Raw genomic sequence first — 20,374 nt, 5'->3', positions numbered from 1 at the left:
CTGCTGCAAAAGGCAGGATTGTAGCATTTGGCTCACAGATGAGGAGTCACCCATGCGTATCAATCCCCCCCTTGTAGCATTGTCCGTCGGTGCCTTTGGCATCGGGGTCACAGAGTTTGCACCTATGGGCATGTTGCCCGGTATCGCCGCTGATCTTGATGTCTCCATTCCCGCTGCGGGGCTGTTGGTGAGCGCCTACGCCATGGGCGTGTTGATTGGCGCGCCGATCATGACCCTGGCGACGGCCAGGGTGCCCCGCCGTTATCTGCTGATAGGGCTGATGGCGATTTTTACCCTGGGTAATTTGCTGTCGGCGCTGGCCAGCAACTACCAGACGCTGATGATCGCCAGGCTGGTGACGTCGCTCAATCACGGAGCGTTCTTTGGGATTGGCTCGATTGTGGCCGCAAGCCTGGTGGCGCCCGAGAAGCGCGCGGGGGCTGTGGCGGCGATGTTCATGGGGCTGACCCTCGCAACCATTGGCGGCGTACCCCTGGCGACCTGGTTTGGTGAGCACTTTGGTTGGCGTACCGCGTTCTGGGGCATCAGCGGGCTTGGCGCGGTGGTCATGGCGGCGCTGTGGTGGGCCTTGCCCAATGCTCCGGCGCCCAAAGGTGGCGGGCTGATGGCGGAAATCCGTGTGCTGGGTCGCGGGCCGGTGCTGGCCGCGTTGGCACTGACAGTAGTGGGCTCGAGTGCGATGTTTACGGTATTCACCTACATCGCGCCGATTCTGCGAGATGTCACCCACGCTTCGACCAACTTCGTCACCGGGATGCTGGTGCTGTTCGGAATCGGGCTCACCCTGGGCAATGTATGGGGTGGCAAGTCAGCGGACCGGTCGGTGGACCGCACCTTGATCATCTCGCTGGTGGTGTTGATTGCTGTGCTGTTGGCCTTTTCGGTGCTTATGCAATGGCCGTTGCCCGCTGCACTGTCGATCCTACTGTGGGGCGCAGCCAGCTTTGCTCTGGTGCCGCCGCTGCAGATGCGGGTGATGGAGGCCGCCAAAGACGCGCCTAACCTGGCTTCGGCGATGAACATCGGTGCGTTCAATTTTGGGAATGCGATTGGTGCGGCATTGGGTGGCGCGGTGATCAATGCCAGGCTGGGCTACCCGGCCATATCCCTGGCAGGCGCACTGATGGCGGGCCTGGGCTTGCTGATGGTATTGGGGCTGAGTTGGCGTTCGCGGCGGGCCGACTCACGCGCTGGCCGGGAGGCGGTGCAAGCCTGAGTAGCGTGCAGGTTGTTCGTCTAGACTTCATGCACCTTTCAACCCGAGGAGCCTTGCGATGAACAACAAGAATACGATCTGCCTCTGGTACAACGGCGATGCCCTGGAGGCAGCGACCTTCTACGCGCAGACCTTCCCCAACAGCGAAGTAAAAGCCGTACACCGTGCGCCTGGCGACTACCCATCCGGCAAGCAGGGTGATGAGTTGACCGTGGAATTCACCGTACTGGGTATCCCCTGCGTGGGCCTCAATGGCGGCCCCCTGTTCAAGCACAGTGAAGCGTTTTCCTTTCAGGTGTCTACCGAGGATCAGGAGGAAACCGACCGTTTGTGGCATGCCATCATCGACAACGATGGGCAGGCGAGCGCTTGCGGTTGGTGCAAGGACAAGTGGGGGCTGTCGTGGCAGATCTCGCCGCGGGTGTTGGTCGATGCAGTTACCAGTAAAGATCCTGCCGTCGCCAAGCGTGCATTTGAAGCGATGATGACCATGACCAAAATCGACATCGCTGCCATCGAAGCCGCCGTTGCCGGAAACTGAACGGTGGGAGCGCTCGAGCCTTAACGAGGCCGCGATGGCGGTGGGTCAGGCAGCGTAACAGCAGACAGCAACCACGATGCGAAGCGAGTCGCTCTTGATCTTAGGCGCCCCGTTAAACCGCGCTGGCGGATTACGGGCACACCGAGCCTAGGCGAGGTGCCGAGTGGTGGGGCAAGAGCGTTTTGCTTACTTTGGCCTGGGCCGGCATCCCGGCTTTTGCAAAGTGAGCCGCCGTCAGGGCGGAACCATCGGTGGCCGTTACCTTAATAATGGATATGTACTCGGTCAAATCCAATATTCCGGTCGGCTGGCAGACCGCCTTCGCTGGCAAGCCAGCTCCCACATTTGAATCGCGGCGCGTTAGTTAGATCGACGCCGGCTGTCAGGCCGTCACGGGAGCAAGCTCCCTCGCCACAGGTTCAGCGTCGCACCAAATTTGTGTAGATACCTATGACCATCGCAGGCAAGCCAGCTCCCACATCTGGATCGCGCGCCCTCCCCCATGCGGCAAAAAAAGTCATACAACGGACGCCCGGTTGCGACACCGTCAATACCGGCCTATGTTCCAAGCCATGCTGTTTTTTTGCTGTCCCCCGCCCTGCGCCCATCCCGTAACCAGGAGACGACATGCCCACCTCTTCACGCCCTGCTGTACTTGAGCTGATCGGCAACACCCCGCTGGTCAAGGTCAGCCGCTTCGATACCGGCCCCTGCACGCTGTTTCTCAAGCTTGAATCGCAAAACCCCGGCGGTTCCATCAAGGACCGCATCGGCCTGGCGATGATCGACGCCGCTGAACGCGACGGTCGTTTGCGCCCTGGCGGTACCATCATTGAAGCCACCGCCGGCAATACCGGCCTGGGCCTGGCGCTGGTGGGCCGGGCCAAGGGTTACCGGGTGGTGTTGGTGGTACCCGACAAGATGTCCACGGAAAAAGTGCTGCACCTCAAGGCCATGGGCGCCGAGGTGCATATCACCCGTTCCGATGTGGGCAAGGGCCATCCCGAGTATTACCAGGACGTGGCGGCACGCTTGGCCAAGGATATTCCAGGCTCGTTCTTCGCCGACCAGTTCAATAACCCGGCCAACCCCTTGGCCCACGAGACCAGCACCGCGCCGGAGATCTGGGCGCAGACCCAGCACGACGTGGACGCCATTGTGGTGGGCGTCGGCTCGGCCGGCACCCTCACCGGTTTGACGCGGTTCTTCAAGCGCGTGCAACCCGAACTGGCCATGGTGCTGGCCGACCCGGTCGGTTCGGTGATGGCCGAATACAGCCGCAGCGGCAAGCTGGAAACCCCTGGTTCCTGGGCCGTGGAAGGTATTGGCGAAGACTTCATCCCTTCGATTGCCGACCTGTCCAGCGTGCGCCACGCCTACTACATCAGTGATGCAGACAGCTTCGACCACGCCCGCCAATTGCTCAAGGCCGAAGGCATCCTCGGCGGCTCATCCACCGGCACACTGCTCGCCGCGGCCTTGCGCTACTGCCGCGAGCAAACCGAGCCCAAGCGCGTGGTCACCTTCGTCTGCGACACCGGTACGCGCTACCTGTCCAAGGTTTATAACGACCAGTGGATGAACGACGCGGGGCTGTTGCAGTACAAGCACTACGGTGACCTGCGCGACCTGATCGCGCGCCGCTTCGAAGACGGCCGCGTGATCAGCGTAAGCCCAGACGACACCCTGCTCACCGCCTTCCAGCGCATGCGCCTGGCGGACGTGTCGCAACTGCCAGTGCTGGTCGATGGCCAGACTCTGGTGGGCGTGATCGACGAGTCCGACATCCTGCTGGGCCTGCACCACGACGCTGCAGATTTTTCTACGACCGTCGCCAGCGCCATGACCAATACGCTACACACCTTGGCCCCCAGCGCCAGCCTGGCCGAACTGCAGGCCGAGTTGGATCGCGGCCTGGTCGCCATCATTGCCGACGCCGCAGGCTTTCATGGCCTGATCACCCGCGTCGACCTGCTTAACCACCTACGGAGATCCCTTGCATGAGCCAGCCCGATAAAAGCGCGTTTGCCACCCGTGTGATCCACGCCGGGCAGTCACCCGACCCGACCACAGGCGCGCTGATGCCGCCGATCTACGCCAACTCCACCTACCTGCAAGACAGCCCCGGCGTACACAAGGGGTTTGACTATGGCCGCTCCCATAACCCCACGCGTTTCGCCCTGGAACGCTGCGTGGCCGACCTTGAAGGCGGCAGCCAGGCATTTGCGTTTGCCTCGGGGCTGGCGGCGATCTCCACCGTGCTGGAGCTGATGGATGCCGGCGCGCATATCGTCTCGGGCAACGACCTGTACGGCGGCACTTTCCGCCTGTTCGACAAGGTGCGCCAGCGCAGTGCCGGGCACCGTTTCAGCTATGTCGACCTCAGCGACTTGTCGGCGTTTGAAGCGTCATTGCAGGACGACACGCGCATGGTCTGGGTCGAAACCCCAAGCAACCCGCTGCTGAGCCTGACCGACCTGCGCGCCGTCGCCCGCATCTGCCGTGCCCGCGGGATTATCTGCGTGGCCGACAACACCTTTGCCAGCCCCTGGATCCAGCGCCCGCTGGAGTTGGGCTTCGACATCGTGGTGCACTCCACCACCAAATACCTCAATGGGCATTCTGATGTGATCGGTGGTATCGCTGTTGTCGGTGATAACGCTGAATTGGCCGAACGCCTGGGCTTCCTGCAAAACTCCATCGGCGCCATCGCCGGGCCGTTCGATGCCTTCCTGACCCTGCGCGGGGTAAAAACCCTGGCGCTGCGCATGGAGCGCCATTGCAGCAATGCCCTGGACCTGGCCACCTGGCTGGAACAACAACCGCAAGTGTCACGGGTTCACTACCCGGGCCTCAAATCCCACCCACAGCACGACCTGGCGAAACAGCAGATGCGCGGCTTTGGCGGGATGATTTCAGTGGACTTGAACAGCGACTTGGCCGGCGCGACGCGCTTTCTGGAAAACGTGAAGATCTTCGCCCTGGCCGAGAGCTTGGGGGGCGTGGAAAGCCTGATCGAGCACCCGGCGATCATGACCCATGCCAGCATCCCGGCGGCGACGCGAGCGCAATTGGGGATTGGCGATGGGCTGGTGCGCTTGTCGGTGGGGGTTGAAGATGTGGAGGATTTGCGCGCCGATCTGGCTCAAGCCTTGGCCCACATCTAACTCAATTTGATCGTTCCCACGCTCCGCGTGGGAACGCAACCGGTGACGCTCTGCGTCACGGTTGGGGACGCAGAGCGTCCCTGACTGCATTCCCACGCAAAGCGTCGGAACGATCAGTGTGTATCAGCCTTGGGTGATGTTGGCCCGTGCCGCATGCAGCTTCTTGTAGCTGTCGATCAAGCGCAAATGCCGGTCCAGGCCTTCCAGCTTCATGCTGGTCGGCGTCAGCCCATAAAAGCGCACACTGCCGTCAACCGAACCGATCACCGCGTCCATGCGCTCATTACCAAACATGCGCCGGAAGTTGGCCTCGTAGTCAGCCAATTCCAGGTCGTCATCCAGTTCCATCTCCAGCACCGCGTTCATCGCCTGGTAAAACAGGCCGCGCTCAACGGTGTTGTCGTTGTACTGTAGGAACATCTCTACGCATTCCTTGGCCTCTTCATACTGCTTCAAGGCCAGGAAGATGAGCAGCTTGAGCTCCAGGATGGTCAGTTGGCCCCACGCGGTGTTGTCATCGAACTCAATGCCAATCAACGTAGTGATATCGGTGTAGTCGTCCAGCTCACTTTCTATCAGGCGCTCGACCAACGCCTGCAGCTCCTCCTCGCTGAGGCGGTGCAGGTTGAGGATGTCTTCGCGGAAAAACAGCGCCTTGTTGGTGTTGTCCCAGATCAGGTCATCCACCGGGTAGATTTCCGAGTAATCCGGCACCAGGATGCGGCAGGCAGTAGCGCCCAGGTGCTCATACACCGCCATGTACGACTCTTTGCCCATGCCTTCGAGGATGCCGAACAGCGTGGCGGCTTCCTGGGCGTTGGAGTCTTCGCCCTGGCCGGAGAAGTCCCACTCGACAAATTCATAATCCGACTGGGCACTGAAGAAGCGCCACGACACTACGCCGCTGGAATCGATAAAGTGCTCGACGAAGTTGTTCGGCTCGGTGACCGCCTGGCCTTCGAAGGTCGGCTGCGGCAGGTCGTTCAAGCCTTCGAAGCTACGGCCTTGCAGCAGCTCGGTGAGGCTGCGTTCCAGTGCCACTTCCAGGCTGGGGTGCGCGCCGAACGAAGCGAACACGCCGCCGGTGCGCGGGTTCATCAAGGTCACGCACATCACCGGGAATTCACCGCCCAGGGAGGCATCCTTGACCAGCACCGGAAAGCCCTGGGCTTCCAGGCCTTCGATACCCGCCAGGATGCCCGGGTACTTGGCCAGCACTTCGGCGGGTACGTCCGGCAGCGCAAATTCGCCTTCGATGATTTCGCGCTTCACCGCTCGCTCGAAAATCTCCGACAGGCACTGCACCTGGGCTTCGGCCAAGGTGTTGCCAGCGCTCATGCCGTTGCTCAGGTAGAGGTTTTCGATCAGGTTGGACGGGAAATACACCACCTCGCCATCGGACTGACGCACGAACGGCAGCGAGACAATGCCACGGGCTTCGTTGCCGGAGTTGGTGTCGAACAGGTGTGAACCACGCAGCTCGCCCTCGCGGTTGTAGATTTTCAGGCAGTAGGCATCGAGGATTTCACTCGGCAGCTCATCGTTGGGGCCCGGCTGGAACCAACGTTCGTCCGGGTAATGCACGAACGGCGCGTTGGCCAGGTCCTCGCCCCAGAACTGGTCGTTGTAGAAGAAGTTGCAGTTCAGACGCTCGATGAACTCACCCAGCGCCGACGCCAGCGCGCCCTCTTTGGTCGCGCCTTTGCCGTTGGTAAAGCACATCGGCGAATGGGCGTCGCGGATATGCAGCGACCACACGTTGGGCACGATATTGCGCCACGAGGCAATCTCGATCTTCATGCCCAGGCCCGCGAGAATCGCCGACATGTTGGCGATGGTCTGCTCCAGCGGCAGGTCCTTGCCGGCAATGTAGGTGCCTGCTGCGGACGTGGAGTTGGGCATCAACAGCGCCTGGGCATCGGCGTCGAGGTTCTCGACTTCCTCAATCACGAATTCCGGCCCGGCCTGCACCACTTTCTTCACGGTGCAGCGGTCGATGGAACGCAGGATGCCTTGGCGGTCCTTGTCGGAGATATCTGCGGGCAATTCGACCTGGATCTTGAAAATCTGGTTGTAGCGGTTTTCCGGGTCGACGATGTTGTTCTGCGACAGGCGAATATTCTCGGTGGGAATATTGCGCGTCTGGCAGTACAACTTCACAAAGTACGCCGCACACAACGCCGACGAAGCCAGGAAGTAGTCGAATGGCCCCGGTGCCGAACCATCGCCCTTGTAGCGGATGGGCTGGTCGGCAATGACCGTGAAGTCATCGAACTTGGCTTCAAGCCGAAGGTTGTCGAGAAAGTTGACCTTAATTTCCATGCGGGCACACCAGAATAACGAGCTAAACAAATTGGCCGCCATTATGAAGCGTTTCGCCGGGAAGTCTCAGGGTTTTGCGTATGGGCTGCTGATCGGTGCTAACGTCCACCCTGTGGGAGCGCGTTGCTCCAGTTAGATAATGTTCACCACCGCCAGGACAGGCCATGGAACCGATAGCGACGAACGCCGCACTGTTGATCATCGATATGCAAAAAGGCATGGCCGATCCCACACTAGGCCGCCGCAACAACCCAGACGCTGAGCAGCACATACAGCAATTGCTCAATGCCTGGCGCCAGGCGCAACGCCCGATCATTCATGTGCGGCATATCTCCCGCTCTGGCGCTTCGGTGTTCCGGCCAGGCCAGCCCGGCTGTGAGTTCCAGGATGCGCTGCACCCTCTGGCCCATGAGCATGTGGTGGAAAAAAACGTACCGGATGCATTCAGCGCCACGGGCCTGGAGCGCTGGCTGCACCTGCGCTCGATCCAGCAGTTGGTAATCGTCGGGGTCATCACCAACAATTCAGTGGAATCCACCGCACGCTCGGGCGGCAACCTGGGGTTCGACGTGATCGTGGCGGCGGATGCGTGTTTTACCTTCGATCAAACCGACTTGTCGGGGCGCCTGTGGGTCGCAGAGGATGTGCATGCGTTGTCGCTCAGTAACCTGGCGATGGACTATGCAAGGGTGTTCAATACCGGGGAAATATTAGATCCATGTAACCCGCGATGCGCTTTTTGATGCAATGCTGCACCTGTGGCGAGGGAGCTTGCTCCCGTGACAGCCCTAAAGCCGCCGCTTACCTAAATGTCGCCCCGATTCGCCTGCCCCCATCGTTCATGGAAAACGGCTAAAACACCCCGGCATCCTCCAGCATTTGCGGCAACGCCTGCGGCCATACCGTATCGCTCGTCGCGAGCAGCGCCTCTGCCGACCACCAATGATGATCCGCCATCACCTGGGTCTCCTCTACTGTCCATTCGGCCCTGGAAAACGCGTCGCTGGATGCATGCACAACGAAGTACCGCTCTACTGCCAACACGGTTTCACCGCTGGGTAACATCAACGGGAAACTACGCTCTGCCACGGATTCCCCAACGCTGCTGACGGTGATACCCGTCTCTTCGCGCAACTCACGAATCGCAGCGCTGTGGAAGCTCTCCCCTGCCTCCACGCCACCGCCGGGCGTGGCCCAGTAATCCTGGCCGGCCAGGGCGCCGTCTTTATGCACGAAGCGAAACAGCAACACTTGCTGTGCAGGGTTGATGACCAGTAATCGTGCGGCTTTGCGTTCACGCATCTGATTGATTCCTTTCTATGAGGGCCGAAACCATCCAGCTCAGAAACGCCCGTAGGCGTGTCGTAAATGCCTCGCCCTCGGCACTCGGGTTGCGTGCCTCAAACAGGAAGTAGGCGATTTGCACGCGCATGGTCGGGTAATGCTGAACGAACAGCCCGACGTAGTCTTCCAGGGTTTGCGGCCAGGTTTGCGCATCCTCGGCTCGCAGGGTGTGGGTAGCGCGGATCAAGGCCCGCGATGCTTCCCGCTGCAGGCCAAGCCGTGTGTGTTCAGTACTGGCCTGTTCGATGCGCAACAGGTACGCCGTAAGCGCCTGTTCAAAATCGCCGTTGACCGCCAGGGCGATGGCGCGGGACGGGCGAAACGGTTCGACGTGCAGTGACAGGTCTTCGCCCCAGAGACAGCGGCAATGATGTTTGAGCCAGAAGCCCCAACTGTTTAGGTTTTCAGGCGCCAACACCTGGGCGCGGTGACCGATATCAAAGTCGATCTTGGTGACATGGGGATGCCGTTGCTCCAAAGCGAGTCGGGCCGACTCCAATTGTTCAAGCACAGGCGCATCCGGTGGCTCGACCAGTATCAGGGAAAGGTCAAGATCAGAAATGCCGGTCTCACCTTCGCCCCGTGCGATGCTGCCATACAGGTAGATCCCGTGCAGCCCCAGCTCAGGCCGGGACAAGGTAGCGCAAACGTCCGCCAGCAGGGGCTGGAACTCCGGTTGTATAGGTCCATCAGCGACGGTGAGGATATAGCCGTCGCCATCGATGCCAGCAGGTTTTTGGGTAGTCACGGGCGATGCACCTCAATCACCAACCCTTCCTCTTCACTCGGCACACTGAAATGGCGAGTGATCAGGTCAAACTCGGCATCGGTGGCGGCAAAATCATGTTCACCTCGGGCATTGCGCGCATGCAGGCGCGCACGACAGGTGGCATCGTCCAGCTCCAGGTAATGCAGGCAGTGCGGCACCTTGGCTGCCTGGGCCAGGCCGAGTAACCATTGACGATTGGCGAGGGTATTGGCCGGAAAATCCAGCACCACATTGACGCCGCACGCCAACAGATCGATCACCAGCGGCTCAAGTACTCCACGAACCTGCTGGGCACAGCGCAGGTAGTCGGCAATGCTCTGGATCTGACCAGGGTAGAGACTGGCCAGCCACTGGTCTTCGCTGAGCACAATGGATGCGTGCTCGGTGGCGAGGGTCTTGGCGAGTGTGGACTTGCCGGAGGCGATTTTGCCGCATAACAGGTGCAGGGTTGGCATAAAACGATTCCTTGGAGGAGCCCAACAGGATGAGTCATGCAGGCATTATCGTAAACACATCCAGTTGAATCCTCGTTCCCGAGCGAGGTCACTTATCAGGAGACGACAACGCAATTGGAGGTGGTGATGAACCTTGCAATGACACTCTTCAGTCTGTTTGCCGGTTGGATGGCGATTGTGATTTCGATGCTATGGGGTGTGCTGCGAGTGCTGCGCTGGCACCATGCTTAGCACCCCGGACGGTCGCTACTTTGTGGTCAAGGGGCAGTTGTGGCGCTGTACCAATCCGGCGCTGGATGAAGCGACGCGCCAATACTGGGTCAATGAATTGATGGATGCACGCCGGGCGGTCAAGTCAGCCAAGGGCAGCGCCGACCCCGATGCCTTGAACGCCGCCCGGCAACGGGTGCAGCGCGGCAAGGTCGCGTTGGGCGAGCGTGGCCCTGTGTGGTGGGGCGATGGCAGCCCGGATTACAACCGCCGCCAGGTCAAAAATACGCCCTATTGGGCATGGTTCGAGAAACACCTCGACACGCCATCCCAGTGAACTTTCTTACAAGTGCCATGCTCCTTTCCTATGCGAAGTCAGCGCGCCCTGAGCCCAGGGTGCAGAACGATAAGGAGCCGCCACCAACATGACTACCCTCTCCACTTACCCCGTCGTCAGGCCTGGGCCGTTGCATGGCACATTGCTTGCCGGCACCGTGCCGTTGTTTCTCGGGGCCTTGCTCAGTGATATCGCCTACGGCCAGACCTACCAGATCCAATGGGCCAATTTTGCCTCCTGGCTGATCGCCGGGGCGTTGGTGTTCTGTGGTTTTGCCCTGCTGTTTGCACTGGTCAACCTGGTGCGCGCCGAACACAAGGGCGGGCGCCCGGTGGCGTACTTCCTGCTGTTGCTGGGCACATGGGTGCTGGGGCTGGTGAACGCCTTTCAACATGCCAAGGATGCCTACGCCATGATGCCTGCTGGCTTGGTGCTGTCGGCGATCGTCACCGTGCTGGCGATTGTCGCCACCTGGATCGGCTTGACTAACCTGCGCTCAGGAGCTGCCCGATGAAACCACTCAACACACTGACCCTGCTCAGCGCCGCCCTGTTGCTGAGTGCCTGTGGCGGCGAAGGTGACAAGACCCAGGCGCGCGGCCCTGACCCCAAGCTGCCCGAACAACAAAGCAGCCTGTTGCCGAGCATGAAGATTGCCGAGCCCACGCCGTGGGGCGATCAAAAGCCCAAGGTACCCGAAGGCTACAGCGTCACCGCCATCGCCACCGACCTTGCGATCCCGCGCCAGACCCTGGTGCTGCCCAACGGCGATATCCTGGTGGCCGAAGGCCGTGGCGGCAGTGCGGCCAAGCTCAAGCCCAAGGACGTGATCGCCAGTGTGATCAAGGCCCAGGGCAACACCAAGGTCAAGGGCGGCAACCGCATTACGCTGCTGCGTGACGCCGACGGTGACGGCACCTATGAACTCAAGACGGTATTCGCCGACAACCTCAACGCTCCCTACGGGCTGGCATTCGCCGACGGCAAACTGTATGTGGCCAACCAGGACGCACTGGTGCGCTTTGACTACGCCGACGGCCAAACCAAGGCCAGCGCCCCGCCCGTCAAAGTCACCGACCTGCCGGCGCAGATCAACCATCACTGGACCAAGTCATTGGCCGTCAGTGACGACGGGCGTCAGCTGTATGTGGGCATCGGTTCCAACAGCAACATCACCGAACGCGGCATGGAAGTGGAGATCGACCGCGCAATGGTCTGGCAGATCGATGCCGCCACCGGTGCGCATAAGCCCTACGCTACGGGCCTGCGCAATCCGACGGCGCTGACCATCCAACCGGGCTCAGGGCAACTGTGGACCGTGGTCAACGAGCGCGATGAACTCGGCCCCGACCTGGTGCCAGACTACCTGACGTCGGTGCGTGAAGGTGCCTTCTACGGCTGGCCCTACAGCTACTGGGGCCAGAACGTCGACCCCCGCGCACAACCGCAGAACCCGGCCAAGGTGGCTGCGGCGATCAAACCCGATTACAGTCTGGGCTCCCATGTGGCCGCGCTGGGCGTGGATTTTTCCATCCCCGCCATGGGTGAAAAATTCGCTGACGGCGCGTTTGTCGGCGAGCACGGCAGTTGGAACCGTGACAACCCAGTGGGCTACAAGGTGATCTTCGTGCCGTTCAGCAACGGCAAACCGGCGGGCGAGCCCATCGACTTTGCCACCGGCTTTCGCGGCGACGACGGCAAGACCCGTGGGCGTCCAGTGGGGGTGACGGTAGACCCCAAAGGCGCGCTGATCATTGCAGACGACCTGGCCAATACGATTTGGCGCGTCACGCGTAACCAATAACCGCAGATGACAGGGGCAGCGACGCCCCTGTCAGCCGTCACTTTGCAATTGTGCGTCAAGCCAGGCCAACAACGCCGTGACCTCCTCCCGACTGCCCGCCCCTTGCTGCCTGTAGACCGAAATAGCCTCGGGCAAAAACACGCTTTCTGCGCAGGGCCGCACCAGCGCCCCACTCTCAATCAGCCGGCTTGCGGTACGACGCCAACCCATGGCGATACCGTGCCCTTCCACGGCGGCTTGCAACATCAGCGGGTAACTGTCGAAGGTGGCACTGCGTGCATCCCTGGCCAGCGTGTGGCCGAACATCTGCAGCCACTCATCCCACTCCATCAAATGCGGAGGCTCGGAGCTGTGGTGCAGAAATGTGCAGGGCTTTAATTCAGCCAGTGATAACGGTTGTTCCGGGCAGAGGTAGCTGGGGCTGCACACCGGGAACACCTCGTCGGAGGCGGTGAACATCAGCGTATGGCTGCCACTGGCGCGCCGGGTACTTTGCAGGGCCACATCGAAATGCCCGTCGAACTGGGTGATCGGCCGCGTGCAGGTCACCACCTGGATCTCGATCTGCGGGTATTGCTGGTGGAAGGTCGCCAGGCGCGGCATCAACCAATAGAACGCCTCGCATAGCTGGCATAGCAGTACCACGCGATTTCGCTGGGGCGATGTTCTCAGGCTGACCGCGCCCTCACTGATGCTGTGCAAGGCCAGGCTGACCACCCGCCCCAGCTCACGCCCTTCTTGCGTCAGGAACACCCCACGGTTGCGCCGACAAAACAGCTTGACCCCCAGGTTGTCCTCCAGCCCGCGGATCTGCCGACTGACCGCTGCCTGGGTGATGTGCAATTCATCGGCCGCCTTGGAGAAACTCTCCAGGCGCGCCGCCGCTTCAAACGGCAGGAGGCTGGCCAGAGGCGGTAAGGTTTTGCCAAGTGCATTCATAATCTGTGGTTATGCATCCAAGGCTGAAAACTCGTTTGTAGCACAGCCGCAGCGCTGGGCACCATGAATCCCTCACTTCATGGATCAGCCTGATGACCAGCGCCCGCACCTCACTCTTTACCGGTGTGATATTTGCCGTTGTCGCCACCCTTGGCTGGGCGCTGAACTTCATTGCGCCCTACGTCACCGGCGTCTACAGCCTCTACGACTTGATGGCCGTACGGTTTCTGATGGCCGGTGGGCTGGGTCTCGTCTGGATCATGGTGTGCAGGGCGCAATTGAGTGTACTCAGCACCGGCCAGTGCGTACTGGCGGCAGCACTGGGCGCACTGGGTTGCCTCGGTTATGGCGTGTGCATTGCTGCCGGCGCGATGTTCGGCGGCCCGGTGCTGACGCCAGCGTTTGTCGGCATGGTCCCGGTGCTACTGGCGTTGATAGGCAACGCCAGTCACAAGACCCTGCAATGGCGCCAGTTGGTGATGCCGTTGTCCTGCCTCACCATGGGGCTGTTGCTGGCCACGGTCAGCAGCCTCCAACTGCCCGCCTCCGGCACCGGTTCCTGGCTGGCGGCTTTGTGCTTCTCCCTGGGCGCAGTGGCCTTGTGGCTGGGGTTCAGCGTCATCAATCAACAGCAACTGGCGCGCCTGCCAGCCAGCGCAACCGGTCTGTGGACTGCCCTGATGCTGGTAGGCGCAGGCGGCGCGGCGCTGTGCCTGCTGCCATGGCTATACGCGCTGGGCTTGTTCCGGTTGCCGACCCTTGGCGCGGCTTGGAGCCAGGCATGGCCGCTGTATGCCTGGAGCCTGGGCATCGCGGTGATGTCCACGGTGGTCGGCGCCTGGGCCTGGAATGCGGCAACGCGGCGCCTGCCCATGGTACTGAGCGGTCAGTTGATTGCCCTGGAATCACTCTTCGCCAGCCTGCTCGGTCTAGGCTTTCACCGGCGCTGGCCGACGCCAATGGAAGCCGTGGGCCTGGCTGCCGTGCTCGTCGGCGTGGTCATGGCGGTTCGTATCCTCCTGGCGCTGGCAAAACCCGCCACAACCCATCAGACCTTAGGGGAGACTCAACCATGACCCATTCAAACGACGCACTGGCACTGCCCCACACCTTTGACTTCCACAATCAAACCGTGCGCTGGGGCCAGCTGGGTACCCAGGGGCCGGCGCTGGTGATGGTTCATGGCACGCCGTTCTCTTCCCATGTGTGGCGGCGTATCGCACCCTTGTTCGCCCGGCAATACCGCGTGTTCTATTACGACCTGCTTGGCTATGGCCAGTCTGAACAGGCGCCGGGCCAGGACGTGTCCCTGGGCGTGCAAAACCTGTTGCTCGCCGCCCTGCTGCACCATTGGGGCCTGGAACGCCCCCATGTGCTGGCCCATGATTTTGGCGGTGCCACGGCACTGCGCTCGCATCTGCTCGATGGCTGCGACTATGCCAGCCTGACCTTGATCGACCCCGTCGCCATGGCGCCCTGGGGTTCGCCGCTGGTGCAGCATGTGCGCCGCCATGAACAGGCCTTCAGCGACGCGCCGGCCTATATCCATGAGGCGATTGTGCGTGCCTATCTACAGGGCGCCGCCTTCACGCCGCTACCTGCCCAGGTGCTGCTCGCCTACGTCACACCCTGGACAGGCGAGATTGGCCAGCCCGCCTTCTATCGCCAGATTGCGCAAATGGACCAGCGCTATACCGACCAGATTGAAGACCGGCTCACCGGGCTGCGTTGCCCGGTGCAATTGCTCTGGGGAGAGGAGGACCAATGGATCAACGTGGCACAGGGCGACGCGCTCGCAGATAGATTAGGTGCACGCTACCTGCGCGTCCCGCGTGCGGGGCATCTGGTGCAAGAGGACGCGCCCGAGGTCATCGTCGCTGCCTTGATGACCTTTCTAGCTAGCGTCACAGATCAGTGATTTCCTTGTGGCGCGGCACCAGCGTCTTCATCACGCTCCAGGCCACCAGGTAAGCCAGGGCGCAGATGGCAAACATGATCATGTAGCCGGTATGGATGTCGTTGATGGACTTGTAATAGTCGAACACCCAGCCACCGATCTTGGTCATGAGCACGCCACCCAGGCCACCGGCCATGCCGCCAATGCCGACCACCGAAGCCACGGTTTTCTGCGGGAACATATCGGACACGGTGGTGAAAATGTTACATGACCACGCCTGGTGTGCCGAAGCGCCCACACCGATCAGCAGCACCGGCACCCAGAAGCTGAGGTAACCTAACGGCTGCGCCAGCAACACCACCAGCGGGAACAGCGCAATCACCAGCATGGCTTTCATGCGCCCGTCATAGGGGGCATCGCCGCGCGCCATGAAGTAGCTGGGGAACCAGCCGCCGCCTATACTGCCGACCATGGTCATGCTGTACAGCACCGCCAGCGGCATCACGATATCGGCGCCTTTCATGCCGTATTGGGCAGACAGGTAGGTGGGCAACCAGAACAGGAAAAACCACCACACGCCGTCTGTCATGAACTTGCCGAAGGCAAACGCCCAGGTCTGGCGGTAGGTCAATAGTTTGAACCAGGAGACTTTCTTCCCTGCGGTGCCCGTCGGTGCCGGGGTAAATGGTTGAACGGTCTGGTCGCTACGGATGTAGGCCAGTTCCTCAGGTGACAGGCGTTTTTGCTGTTCCGGTTTTTCATACACAGCGGCCCACACGGCTACCCAGACAAAACCCAGCATGCCAATGACCATAAACGCTGCCTCCCAGCCCCACATACCAGCAATCAGTGGCACACAGATTGGCGCCAGGATCGCACCGACGTTGGCCCCGGAATTGAAGATGCCGGTGGCCAGGGAGCGTTCTTTCTTGGGGAAATATTCGGCAGTGGCCTTGATCGCGATCGGGAAGTTACCCGCTTCGCCAATCGCCAATACCGCTCGTGAGAGCATGAAACCGGCAATGGACACCGGGATTACGGCCAGGCCAATGGCACCACTGACCGCCGCGATGCCCTCGCCCATCGGCACCGAAGACGCATGCATGATCGCGCCAGTGGACCAGATGCCAATGGCTACCATATAGGCGGCCTTGGTGCCGATCCTGTCGACGAAGCGCCCGGCAAACAGCATGGAAATGGCGTAGACAAACTGGAACACCGCCGCGATGTTGGCGTAATCGGTGTTGCTCCAGCCAAACTGCGTTGACAGTTGCGGTGCCAAGAGGCTGAGCACCTGGCGGTCGAGGTAATTGACCGTGGTCGCGAAAAACAACATCGCGCAGATCGTCCAGCGATAGCTGCCGACCGCCTGGCCGACACGAAGGGCACTGATGGGCTCGTTCAGATTCATGGCATCACTTTTTATTTTTGTTAGGTAGGACATATGTAACGTCATATGTCGTCGTACAACTGCAAGTTTTATAGCGAGACGCCCGCGCAGTGTCAATCGCAAAGATTGCCGCTTATCCAGTATTTACGTGAATTCGAAAAATGTCAGTGCTGTGCAGTTGTAGGACGACAAACCCTGAGCACTAGGCTGGGCGCTTGACCGGGGACATCATCCAGCAGGCCAAAGCGTTGCATGCCGAGCTTCTCCAATACGCGGATCGACGCAGCATGATCGGGCCGCACTAACCCGAAGACTTCCGGTAGCGATAGCGTGTCGAACGCGAGCGCCAGGGCGTCACGACCCAGCTCAGTGGCATACCCCTGCCCCCAGGCCTCCACGGCCAGACGATAGCCAAGGTTGATGCGCCGCTGCGTCAGGTAATTAAGGGGCGCGATGCCGCCAAACCCGATGATGTGGTCGGGGGTCTCTTTGCGGGCAATCGCCCACCAGCCGTAGCTCTGGGAAGCCCATTGTTCCAGCCAGTGATCCAATAGCCGCTGTGCCGCCCCCAGGTTGGGCAGCGGGCCGGCAGGATTGAACAGGTTGGTCTGTGGATCGCCGAAGATCGCGAACAATCGCTGAACGTCTGCGGGTCGTGGTTGGCGGTAGGTAAGGCGTGAATGACTGCTTGGCATTTAAATGACTTCCCTGTTTTGCCTGACTGACAATGCCTCCCCTTGTGGGAGCGGGCTTGCCCGCGAAAGCGGAGTGCCAGTCACTGAATCTTTAACTGAACCACCGCTTTCGCAGGCAAGCCAGCTCCCACATTTGATCTGTTTTGCCGGTAGCTATGCATCGGCCCTCAGAACCAGGCATTTTTACCCATGCGATAAAAAATACACAAAGCGGTGAATTATTTCGTGTCCACTTGTATCTGAACTGACAGAGCGGTGCCATCGTAGCGATGGCACCTCCCCTGTTCAGCTTTTGAGTGGCCCGCATGAAACTACGTAAAAAACGCGTCAAACCCATCGGATTGAAAGACATCACCATTGTCGACGACAACAAGATGCGCAAGGCGATCACCGCCGCCGCACTTGGCAATGCCATGGAATGGTTCGACTTTGGCGTCTATGGCTTTGTCGCCTATGTGCTGGGCAAGGTGTTCTTCCCCGACGCTTCCCCCAGCGTGCAGATGATCGCAGCACTGGCCACCTTCTCCGTACCTTTCCTGATTCGCCCGCTGGGCGGCCTGTTCTTCGGCGCACTGGGCGATAAGTACGGGCGGCAAAAAGTCCTGGCCGCCACCATCGTGATCATGTCCTTGAGCACCTTTGCCATCGGCTTGATCCCCGGCTATGCCTCCATTGGCATCTGGGCCCCGATCCTGTTGCTGCTGTGCAAAATGGCCCAGGGTTTCTCGGTGGGCGGCGAGTACACCGGCGCGTCGATTTTCGTGGCTGAGTACGCCCCGGACCGCAAGCGCGGATTCCTTGGCAGCTGGCTGGACTTCGGCTCCATCGCCGGTTTCGTGCTCGGCGCGGGTGTGGTGGTGTTGATCTCCACCGTGCTCGGTGAAGCCGAATTCGAGGCCTGGGGCTGGCGCCTGCCGTTCTTCCTCGCCCTGCCCCTGGGCATCATCGGCCTGTACCTGCGCCACGCGCTGGAAGAAACCCCGGCGTTTCAACAGCATGTCGACAAACTCGAACAGGGTGACCGCGAAGGCCTGAGCCACGGCCCTAAAGTCTCGTTCAAGGAAATCGCCACCAAGCACTGGCGCAGCCTGCTGACCTGCATCGGTATCGTCGCGGCCACCAACGTGACCTACTACATGCTGCTCACCTACATGCCGAGCTACCTGTCCCACAACCTGCACTATGCCGAAAACAGCGGCGTGCTGATCATCATCGCGATTATGGTCGGTATGTTGTTCGTGCAGCCGTTCATTGGTTTTGTCAGCGACAAGATCGGCCGCAAGCCCTTCATCATCGCCGGCAGCATTGGCCTGCTGTTCCTGTCGATCCCGGCCTTCATGCTGATCACCAGTGGCAAGACCGGCCTGATTTTCGGCGGCCTGTTGATTCTGGCGGTGGTGCTGAACTTCTTTATCGGCGTGATGGCGTCGACCTTGCCAGCAATGTTCCCCACCCATCTGCGCTACAGCGCCCTGGCCAGTGCGTTCAACGTCTCGGTACTGATCGCCGGTGTTACGCCGACCGCCGTGGCCTGGCTGGTGGAGAGCACCAACGACCTGTACATGCCCGCCTATTACCTGATGGTGTTTGCAGTGGTTGGACTGATCACGGGCCTGACCATGAAGGAAACCGCCAACAAGCCCCTGCGTGGCGCGGCCCCGGCGGCTTCCGACATGGAAGAAGCCAAGGAGCTGCTGCAGGAGCATCACGACAATATCGAGCAGAAAATCGAAGACATCGATGCCGAGATTGCCGCGCTGCAAACCAAGCGGGAAAACCTGGTACAGCAACACCCGCGCATCAACTAATAACCTGACTGTGCGTGGTCGCGGCCTGCGACCACGCCATTGGAGCGTTCAGCATGGTTTCAAGCGTCACCGCCGCACACAGGTTACTCAGCGCAGACGAGCGCGCCGCCATTGCCGAAATTGAAGCAACCACCAACATCCTCAAGCTGGTCACTCGTCTGACCGGGATGAGATTCGCCGGCATCGCCAAGTTCACCGACCAGGAATGGGTGGTGTGTTCGGCCTACGACCCGCTGCAAATGGGCATCAACGTCGACGACGTACTCGACCTTGAAACCACCCTGTGCAGTGAGTTCTGCATCAACCCACACACCCTGTTCATCCCCCAGATCAGCCAGAACGGCCGTTTCGCGTCACGCCCGGTGGTCAAGCAATACGCCATCGAAAGCTACGCCGGCGCGCCGATCTTCCTGCCCGATGGCCGCCTGTTCGGGGCGCTGTGTGCGCTGGACTCACGGGCCATGCTGTTCGACGACCCGAACCTGCCGGAAACCCTGAGCCTGTTCGCACGGCTGATTGGCTGCATCTTCTACGCTAATCTGACCCCGGCGGATCACTGACACCCGCCCGGCCCCGCAGTGTTGCCATATCACGCTTGGGCGGCACCCCGAACAGCCGGCTGTACTCACGGCTGAATTGCGACGGGCTCTCATACCCGACTTTGAACGCGGCACTGGAGACATCCTGGTGCTCGTTCAACATCAATCGTCGTGCTTCATTCAGACGCAGCCATTTCTGGTATTGCAGCGGGCTCATCGCGGTCAGTTGCCGGAAGTGATGGTGAAAGGTCGCCGCGCTCATTTGCACCCGCGCTGCCAGCTCTTCCACACGCAGGGCCCCGTCGAAATTCAACTTCAGCCAGTCGATGGCCTTGGCAATCCGATAGCCCTGCCCGTCCACCGAGCAGATCTGGCGCAGTCGGCCAGCCTGGTCGCTTTTCAATAGCCGGTAATGAATCTCACGCTGGATCAATGGCGCAAGTACCGGAATAGCCTCGGGTTCATCCAGCAACGCCACCAGGCGCGCGAATGCGGCCAGCATGCCGTCGGTGACCGTGCCGATCCCCACGCCCTTCATGACCGCACGCTCACGCACCGGTGGCAAGCCACCCTGGGCGATCAGCTCGGCGAGCATGCGCAGGTCCAGCTTGAACGTCAGCCCCAGGCACGGCTGCTCGGGGCTGGCCGCCAGCACCTCGGAATTGGCCGGGATGTCCAGCGACGTCACCAGGAACCGGGAAGTGTCGTAGGGGTAGCCCTCGCCGCCGACCCACAACTGCTTCTCGCCCTGGGCCACCAGCACGATGCACGGCTCAACCATGCACACCACCGGCGCAGCGGGTTGCTCACGCCGATAAAAGCCCAGGCCGGAGATCGGCATGGCGTAGTCGCCGGGCGACGGGGTGCGCGAACCAATCGACTGGATCAGCGCGTTCAGGGGGGTGGGAGTGGACGTCATGA

20 protein-coding genes are annotated in these 20,374 nt (G+C 60.8%); 12 read left to right on the top strand and 8 right to left on the bottom strand.

The genetic code is table 11. The annotated features are described in order from the left end of the window. Nucleotides 1-52 precede the first annotated feature (52 nt). The 4 genes from HU730_RS16680 (at nt 53) to HU730_RS16665 (ending at nt 4,945) form a co-directional block, all read left to right on the top strand. Nucleotides 53-1,237, top strand: coding sequence for an MFS transporter (locus HU730_RS16680; RefSeq protein WP_186527543.1), 1,185 nt, complete (start codon nt 53-55; stop codon nt 1,235-1,237). Nucleotides 1,238-1,295: 58 nt separating this feature from the next. Next, entirely contained in the window at nt 1,296-1,778 is a 483-nt protein-coding gene (locus HU730_RS16675; RefSeq protein ID WP_186527544.1) for a VOC family protein, read from the top strand. Between the two features lie 627 nt (nt 1,779-2,405). After that, complete coding sequence (locus HU730_RS16670; protein ID WP_186527545.1) at nt 2,406-3,782, top strand: cystathionine beta-synthase; 1,377 nt, start codon at nt 2,406-2,408, stop codon at nt 3,780-3,782. Next, nucleotides 3,779-4,945: a cystathionine gamma-synthase gene (locus tag HU730_RS16665; RefSeq protein ID WP_186527546.1), complete on the top strand. Its 1,167-nt coding sequence runs from the start codon at nt 3,779-3,781 to the stop codon at nt 4,943-4,945. The genes HU730_RS16670 and HU730_RS16665 overlap by 4 nt, the downstream gene beginning before the upstream one ends. A 123-nt stretch (nt 4,946-5,068) precedes the next feature. Here HU730_RS16665 and HU730_RS16660 read toward each other — a convergent pair whose 3' ends face one another. After that, nucleotides 5,069-7,267 (bottom strand): OsmC domain/YcaO domain-containing protein, encoded by a 2,199-nt coding sequence (locus HU730_RS16660; RefSeq protein WP_186527547.1) that lies wholly within the window; start codon nt 7,265-7,267, stop codon nt 5,069-5,071. A gap of 164 nt (nt 7,268-7,431) precedes the next feature. Between HU730_RS16660 and HU730_RS16655 the strand changes: the two genes are divergently transcribed. Next, nucleotides 7,432-8,010: a cysteine hydrolase family protein gene (locus tag HU730_RS16655; protein ID WP_186527548.1), complete on the top strand. Its 579-nt coding sequence runs from the start codon at nt 7,432-7,434 to the stop codon at nt 8,008-8,010. Between the two features lie 109 nt (nt 8,011-8,119). On the opposite strand, the gene HU730_RS16650 is transcribed toward HU730_RS16655, so the two are convergent. The 3 genes from HU730_RS16650 to HU730_RS16640 are packed head-to-tail and all read right to left on the bottom strand — an operon-like array spanning nt 8,120 to nt 9,835. Next, nucleotides 8,120-8,569, bottom strand: coding sequence for an NUDIX domain-containing protein (locus tag HU730_RS16650; RefSeq protein WP_186527549.1), 450 nt, complete (start codon nt 8,567-8,569; stop codon nt 8,120-8,122). Next, entirely contained in the window at nt 8,562-9,359 is a 798-nt protein-coding gene (locus HU730_RS16645) for a nucleotidyltransferase domain-containing protein (protein ID WP_034127587.1), read from the bottom strand. Before HU730_RS16645 ends, HU730_RS16650 begins: the two co-directional genes overlap by 8 nt. Beyond that, nucleotides 9,356-9,835 carry an ATP-binding protein gene (locus HU730_RS16640; protein ID WP_186527550.1) on the bottom strand — a complete coding sequence of 160 codons (480 nt, stop codon included), beginning with the start codon at nt 9,833-9,835 and terminating at the stop codon, nt 9,356-9,358. Before HU730_RS16640 ends, HU730_RS16645 begins: the two co-directional genes overlap by 4 nt. A 223-nt stretch (nt 9,836-10,058) precedes the next feature. Here HU730_RS16640 and HU730_RS16635 point away from each other — a divergent pair, with 223 nt between their 5' ends. The 3 genes from HU730_RS16635 (at nt 10,059) to HU730_RS16625 (ending at nt 12,185) form a co-directional block, all read left to right on the top strand. Next, nucleotides 10,059-10,382, top strand: a complete 324-nt coding sequence (locus HU730_RS16635; RefSeq protein ID WP_034127589.1) for a hypothetical protein — start codon at nt 10,059-10,061, stop codon at nt 10,380-10,382. A gap of 88 nt (nt 10,383-10,470) precedes the next feature. Beyond that, entirely contained in the window at nt 10,471-10,896 is a 426-nt protein-coding gene (locus HU730_RS16630) for a DUF2231 domain-containing protein (protein WP_054921373.1), read from the top strand. Continuing rightward, complete coding sequence (locus tag HU730_RS16625) at nt 10,893-12,185, top strand: sorbosone dehydrogenase family protein (protein WP_014718638.1); 1,293 nt, start codon at nt 10,893-10,895, stop codon at nt 12,183-12,185. Before HU730_RS16630 ends, HU730_RS16625 begins: the two co-directional genes overlap by 4 nt. Nucleotides 12,186-12,215: 30 nt before the next feature. Here the strand turns inward: HU730_RS16625 and HU730_RS16620 are convergent, their stop codons facing one another. Continuing rightward, nucleotides 12,216-13,124, bottom strand: a complete 909-nt coding sequence (locus HU730_RS16620; RefSeq protein ID WP_054921370.1) for a LysR substrate-binding domain-containing protein — start codon at nt 13,122-13,124, stop codon at nt 12,216-12,218. Between the two features lie 92 nt (nt 13,125-13,216). On the opposite strand from HU730_RS16620, the gene HU730_RS16615 reads away from it, so the two are divergent. Beyond that, on the top strand, nt 13,217-14,200 hold the full coding sequence (locus HU730_RS16615; protein WP_096142891.1) for a DMT family transporter: 984 nt from the start codon (nt 13,217-13,219) through the stop codon (nt 14,198-14,200). Next, nucleotides 14,197-15,042, top strand: a complete 846-nt coding sequence (locus tag HU730_RS16610; RefSeq protein WP_096142890.1) for an alpha/beta hydrolase — start codon at nt 14,197-14,199, stop codon at nt 15,040-15,042. The genes HU730_RS16615 and HU730_RS16610 overlap by 4 nt, the downstream gene beginning before the upstream one ends. Here the strand turns inward: HU730_RS16610 and HU730_RS16605 are convergent. Both HU730_RS16605 and HU730_RS16600 read right to left on the bottom strand, forming a co-directional pair. After that, on the bottom strand, nt 15,029-16,432 hold the full coding sequence (locus HU730_RS16605) for an MFS transporter (protein ID WP_186527551.1): 1,404 nt from the start codon (nt 16,430-16,432) through the stop codon (nt 15,029-15,031). The two genes, HU730_RS16610 and HU730_RS16605, sit on opposite strands and share 14 nt — an antisense overlap. 143 nt (nt 16,433-16,575) lie before the next feature. Further along, on the bottom strand, nt 16,576-17,106 hold the full coding sequence (locus HU730_RS16600; RefSeq protein ID WP_034127595.1) for a GNAT family N-acetyltransferase: 531 nt from the start codon (nt 17,104-17,106) through the stop codon (nt 16,576-16,578). A 305-nt stretch (nt 17,107-17,411) separates the two neighbouring features. Here HU730_RS16600 and proP point away from each other — a divergent pair, with 305 nt between their 5' ends. Both proP and HU730_RS16590 read left to right on the top strand, forming a co-directional pair. Then, nucleotides 17,412-18,914 carry a glycine betaine/L-proline transporter ProP gene (gene proP / locus HU730_RS16595; RefSeq protein ID WP_014718644.1) on the top strand — a complete coding sequence of 501 codons (1,503 nt, stop codon included), beginning with the start codon at nt 17,412-17,414 and terminating at the stop codon, nt 18,912-18,914. Between the two features lie 53 nt (nt 18,915-18,967). Next, nucleotides 18,968-19,474 (top strand): GAF domain-containing protein, encoded by a 507-nt coding sequence (locus HU730_RS16590; RefSeq protein WP_020302594.1) that lies wholly within the window; start codon nt 18,968-18,970, stop codon nt 19,472-19,474. Here HU730_RS16590 and HU730_RS16585 read toward each other — a convergent pair. Continuing rightward, a complete protein-coding gene (locus HU730_RS16585; RefSeq protein WP_096142889.1) occupies nt 19,449-20,372 on the bottom strand; it encodes an AraC family transcriptional regulator in 924 nt (307 codons plus the stop codon). The two genes, HU730_RS16590 and HU730_RS16585, sit on opposite strands and share 26 nt — an antisense overlap. Between the last annotated feature and the right edge of the window lie 2 nt (nt 20,373-20,374).

This window comes from Pseudomonas sp. SWRI22, assembly GCF_014268395.2.
Classification (GTDB): Bacteria; Pseudomonadota; Gammaproteobacteria; order Pseudomonadales; family Pseudomonadaceae; genus Aquipseudomonas; species Aquipseudomonas paracarnis.
This window is presented reverse-complemented; position numbering and strand designations above follow the sequence as displayed.

Excerpts from the sequence above, each read along its gene's own strand:
- HU730_RS16660 (WP_186527547.1), bottom strand. The coding sequence starts at position 7,267 with ATGGAAATTAAGGTCAACTTTCTCGACAACCTTCGGCTTGAAGCCAAG.
- HU730_RS16640 (WP_186527550.1), bottom strand. The coding sequence starts at position 9,835 with ATGCCAACCCTGCACCTGTTATGCGGCAAAATCGCCTCCGGCAAGTCC.
- proP (WP_014718644.1), top strand. The coding sequence starts at position 17,412 with ATGAAACTACGTAAAAAACGCGTCAAACCCATCGGATTGAAAGACATC.
- HU730_RS16610 (WP_096142890.1), top strand. The coding sequence starts at position 14,197 with ATGACCCATTCAAACGACGCACTGGCACTGCCCCACACCTTTGACTTC.
- HU730_RS16625 (WP_014718638.1), top strand. The coding sequence starts at position 10,893 with ATGAAACCACTCAACACACTGACCCTGCTCAGCGCCGCCCTGTTGCTG.
- HU730_RS16585 (WP_096142889.1), bottom strand. The coding sequence starts at position 20,372 with ATGACGTCCACTCCCACCCCCCTGAACGCGCTGATCCAGTCGATTGGT.
- HU730_RS16620 (WP_054921370.1), bottom strand. The coding sequence starts at position 13,124 with ATGAATGCACTTGGCAAAACCTTACCGCCTCTGGCCAGCCTCCTGCCG.
- HU730_RS16665 (WP_186527546.1), top strand. The coding sequence starts at position 3,779 with ATGAGCCAGCCCGATAAAAGCGCGTTTGCCACCCGTGTGATCCACGCC.
- HU730_RS16600 (WP_034127595.1), bottom strand. The coding sequence starts at position 17,106 with ATGCCAAGCAGTCATTCACGCCTTACCTACCGCCAACCACGACCCGCA.
- HU730_RS16635 (WP_034127589.1), top strand. The coding sequence starts at position 10,059 with ATGCTTAGCACCCCGGACGGTCGCTACTTTGTGGTCAAGGGGCAGTTG.
- HU730_RS16615 (WP_096142891.1), top strand. The coding sequence starts at position 13,217 with ATGACCAGCGCCCGCACCTCACTCTTTACCGGTGTGATATTTGCCGTT.
- HU730_RS16630 (WP_054921373.1), top strand. The coding sequence starts at position 10,471 with ATGACTACCCTCTCCACTTACCCCGTCGTCAGGCCTGGGCCGTTGCAT.
- HU730_RS16650 (WP_186527549.1), bottom strand. The coding sequence starts at position 8,569 with ATGCGTGAACGCAAAGCCGCACGATTACTGGTCATCAACCCTGCACAG.
- HU730_RS16675 (WP_186527544.1), top strand. The coding sequence starts at position 1,296 with ATGAACAACAAGAATACGATCTGCCTCTGGTACAACGGCGATGCCCTG.
- HU730_RS16670 (WP_186527545.1), top strand. The coding sequence starts at position 2,406 with ATGCCCACCTCTTCACGCCCTGCTGTACTTGAGCTGATCGGCAACACC.
- HU730_RS16605 (WP_186527551.1), bottom strand. The coding sequence starts at position 16,432 with ATGAATCTGAACGAGCCCATCAGTGCCCTTCGTGTCGGCCAGGCGGTC.
- HU730_RS16680 (WP_186527543.1), top strand. The coding sequence starts at position 53 with ATGCGTATCAATCCCCCCCTTGTAGCATTGTCCGTCGGTGCCTTTGGC.
- HU730_RS16655 (WP_186527548.1), top strand. The coding sequence starts at position 7,432 with ATGGAACCGATAGCGACGAACGCCGCACTGTTGATCATCGATATGCAA.
- HU730_RS16590 (WP_020302594.1), top strand. The coding sequence starts at position 18,968 with ATGGTTTCAAGCGTCACCGCCGCACACAGGTTACTCAGCGCAGACGAG.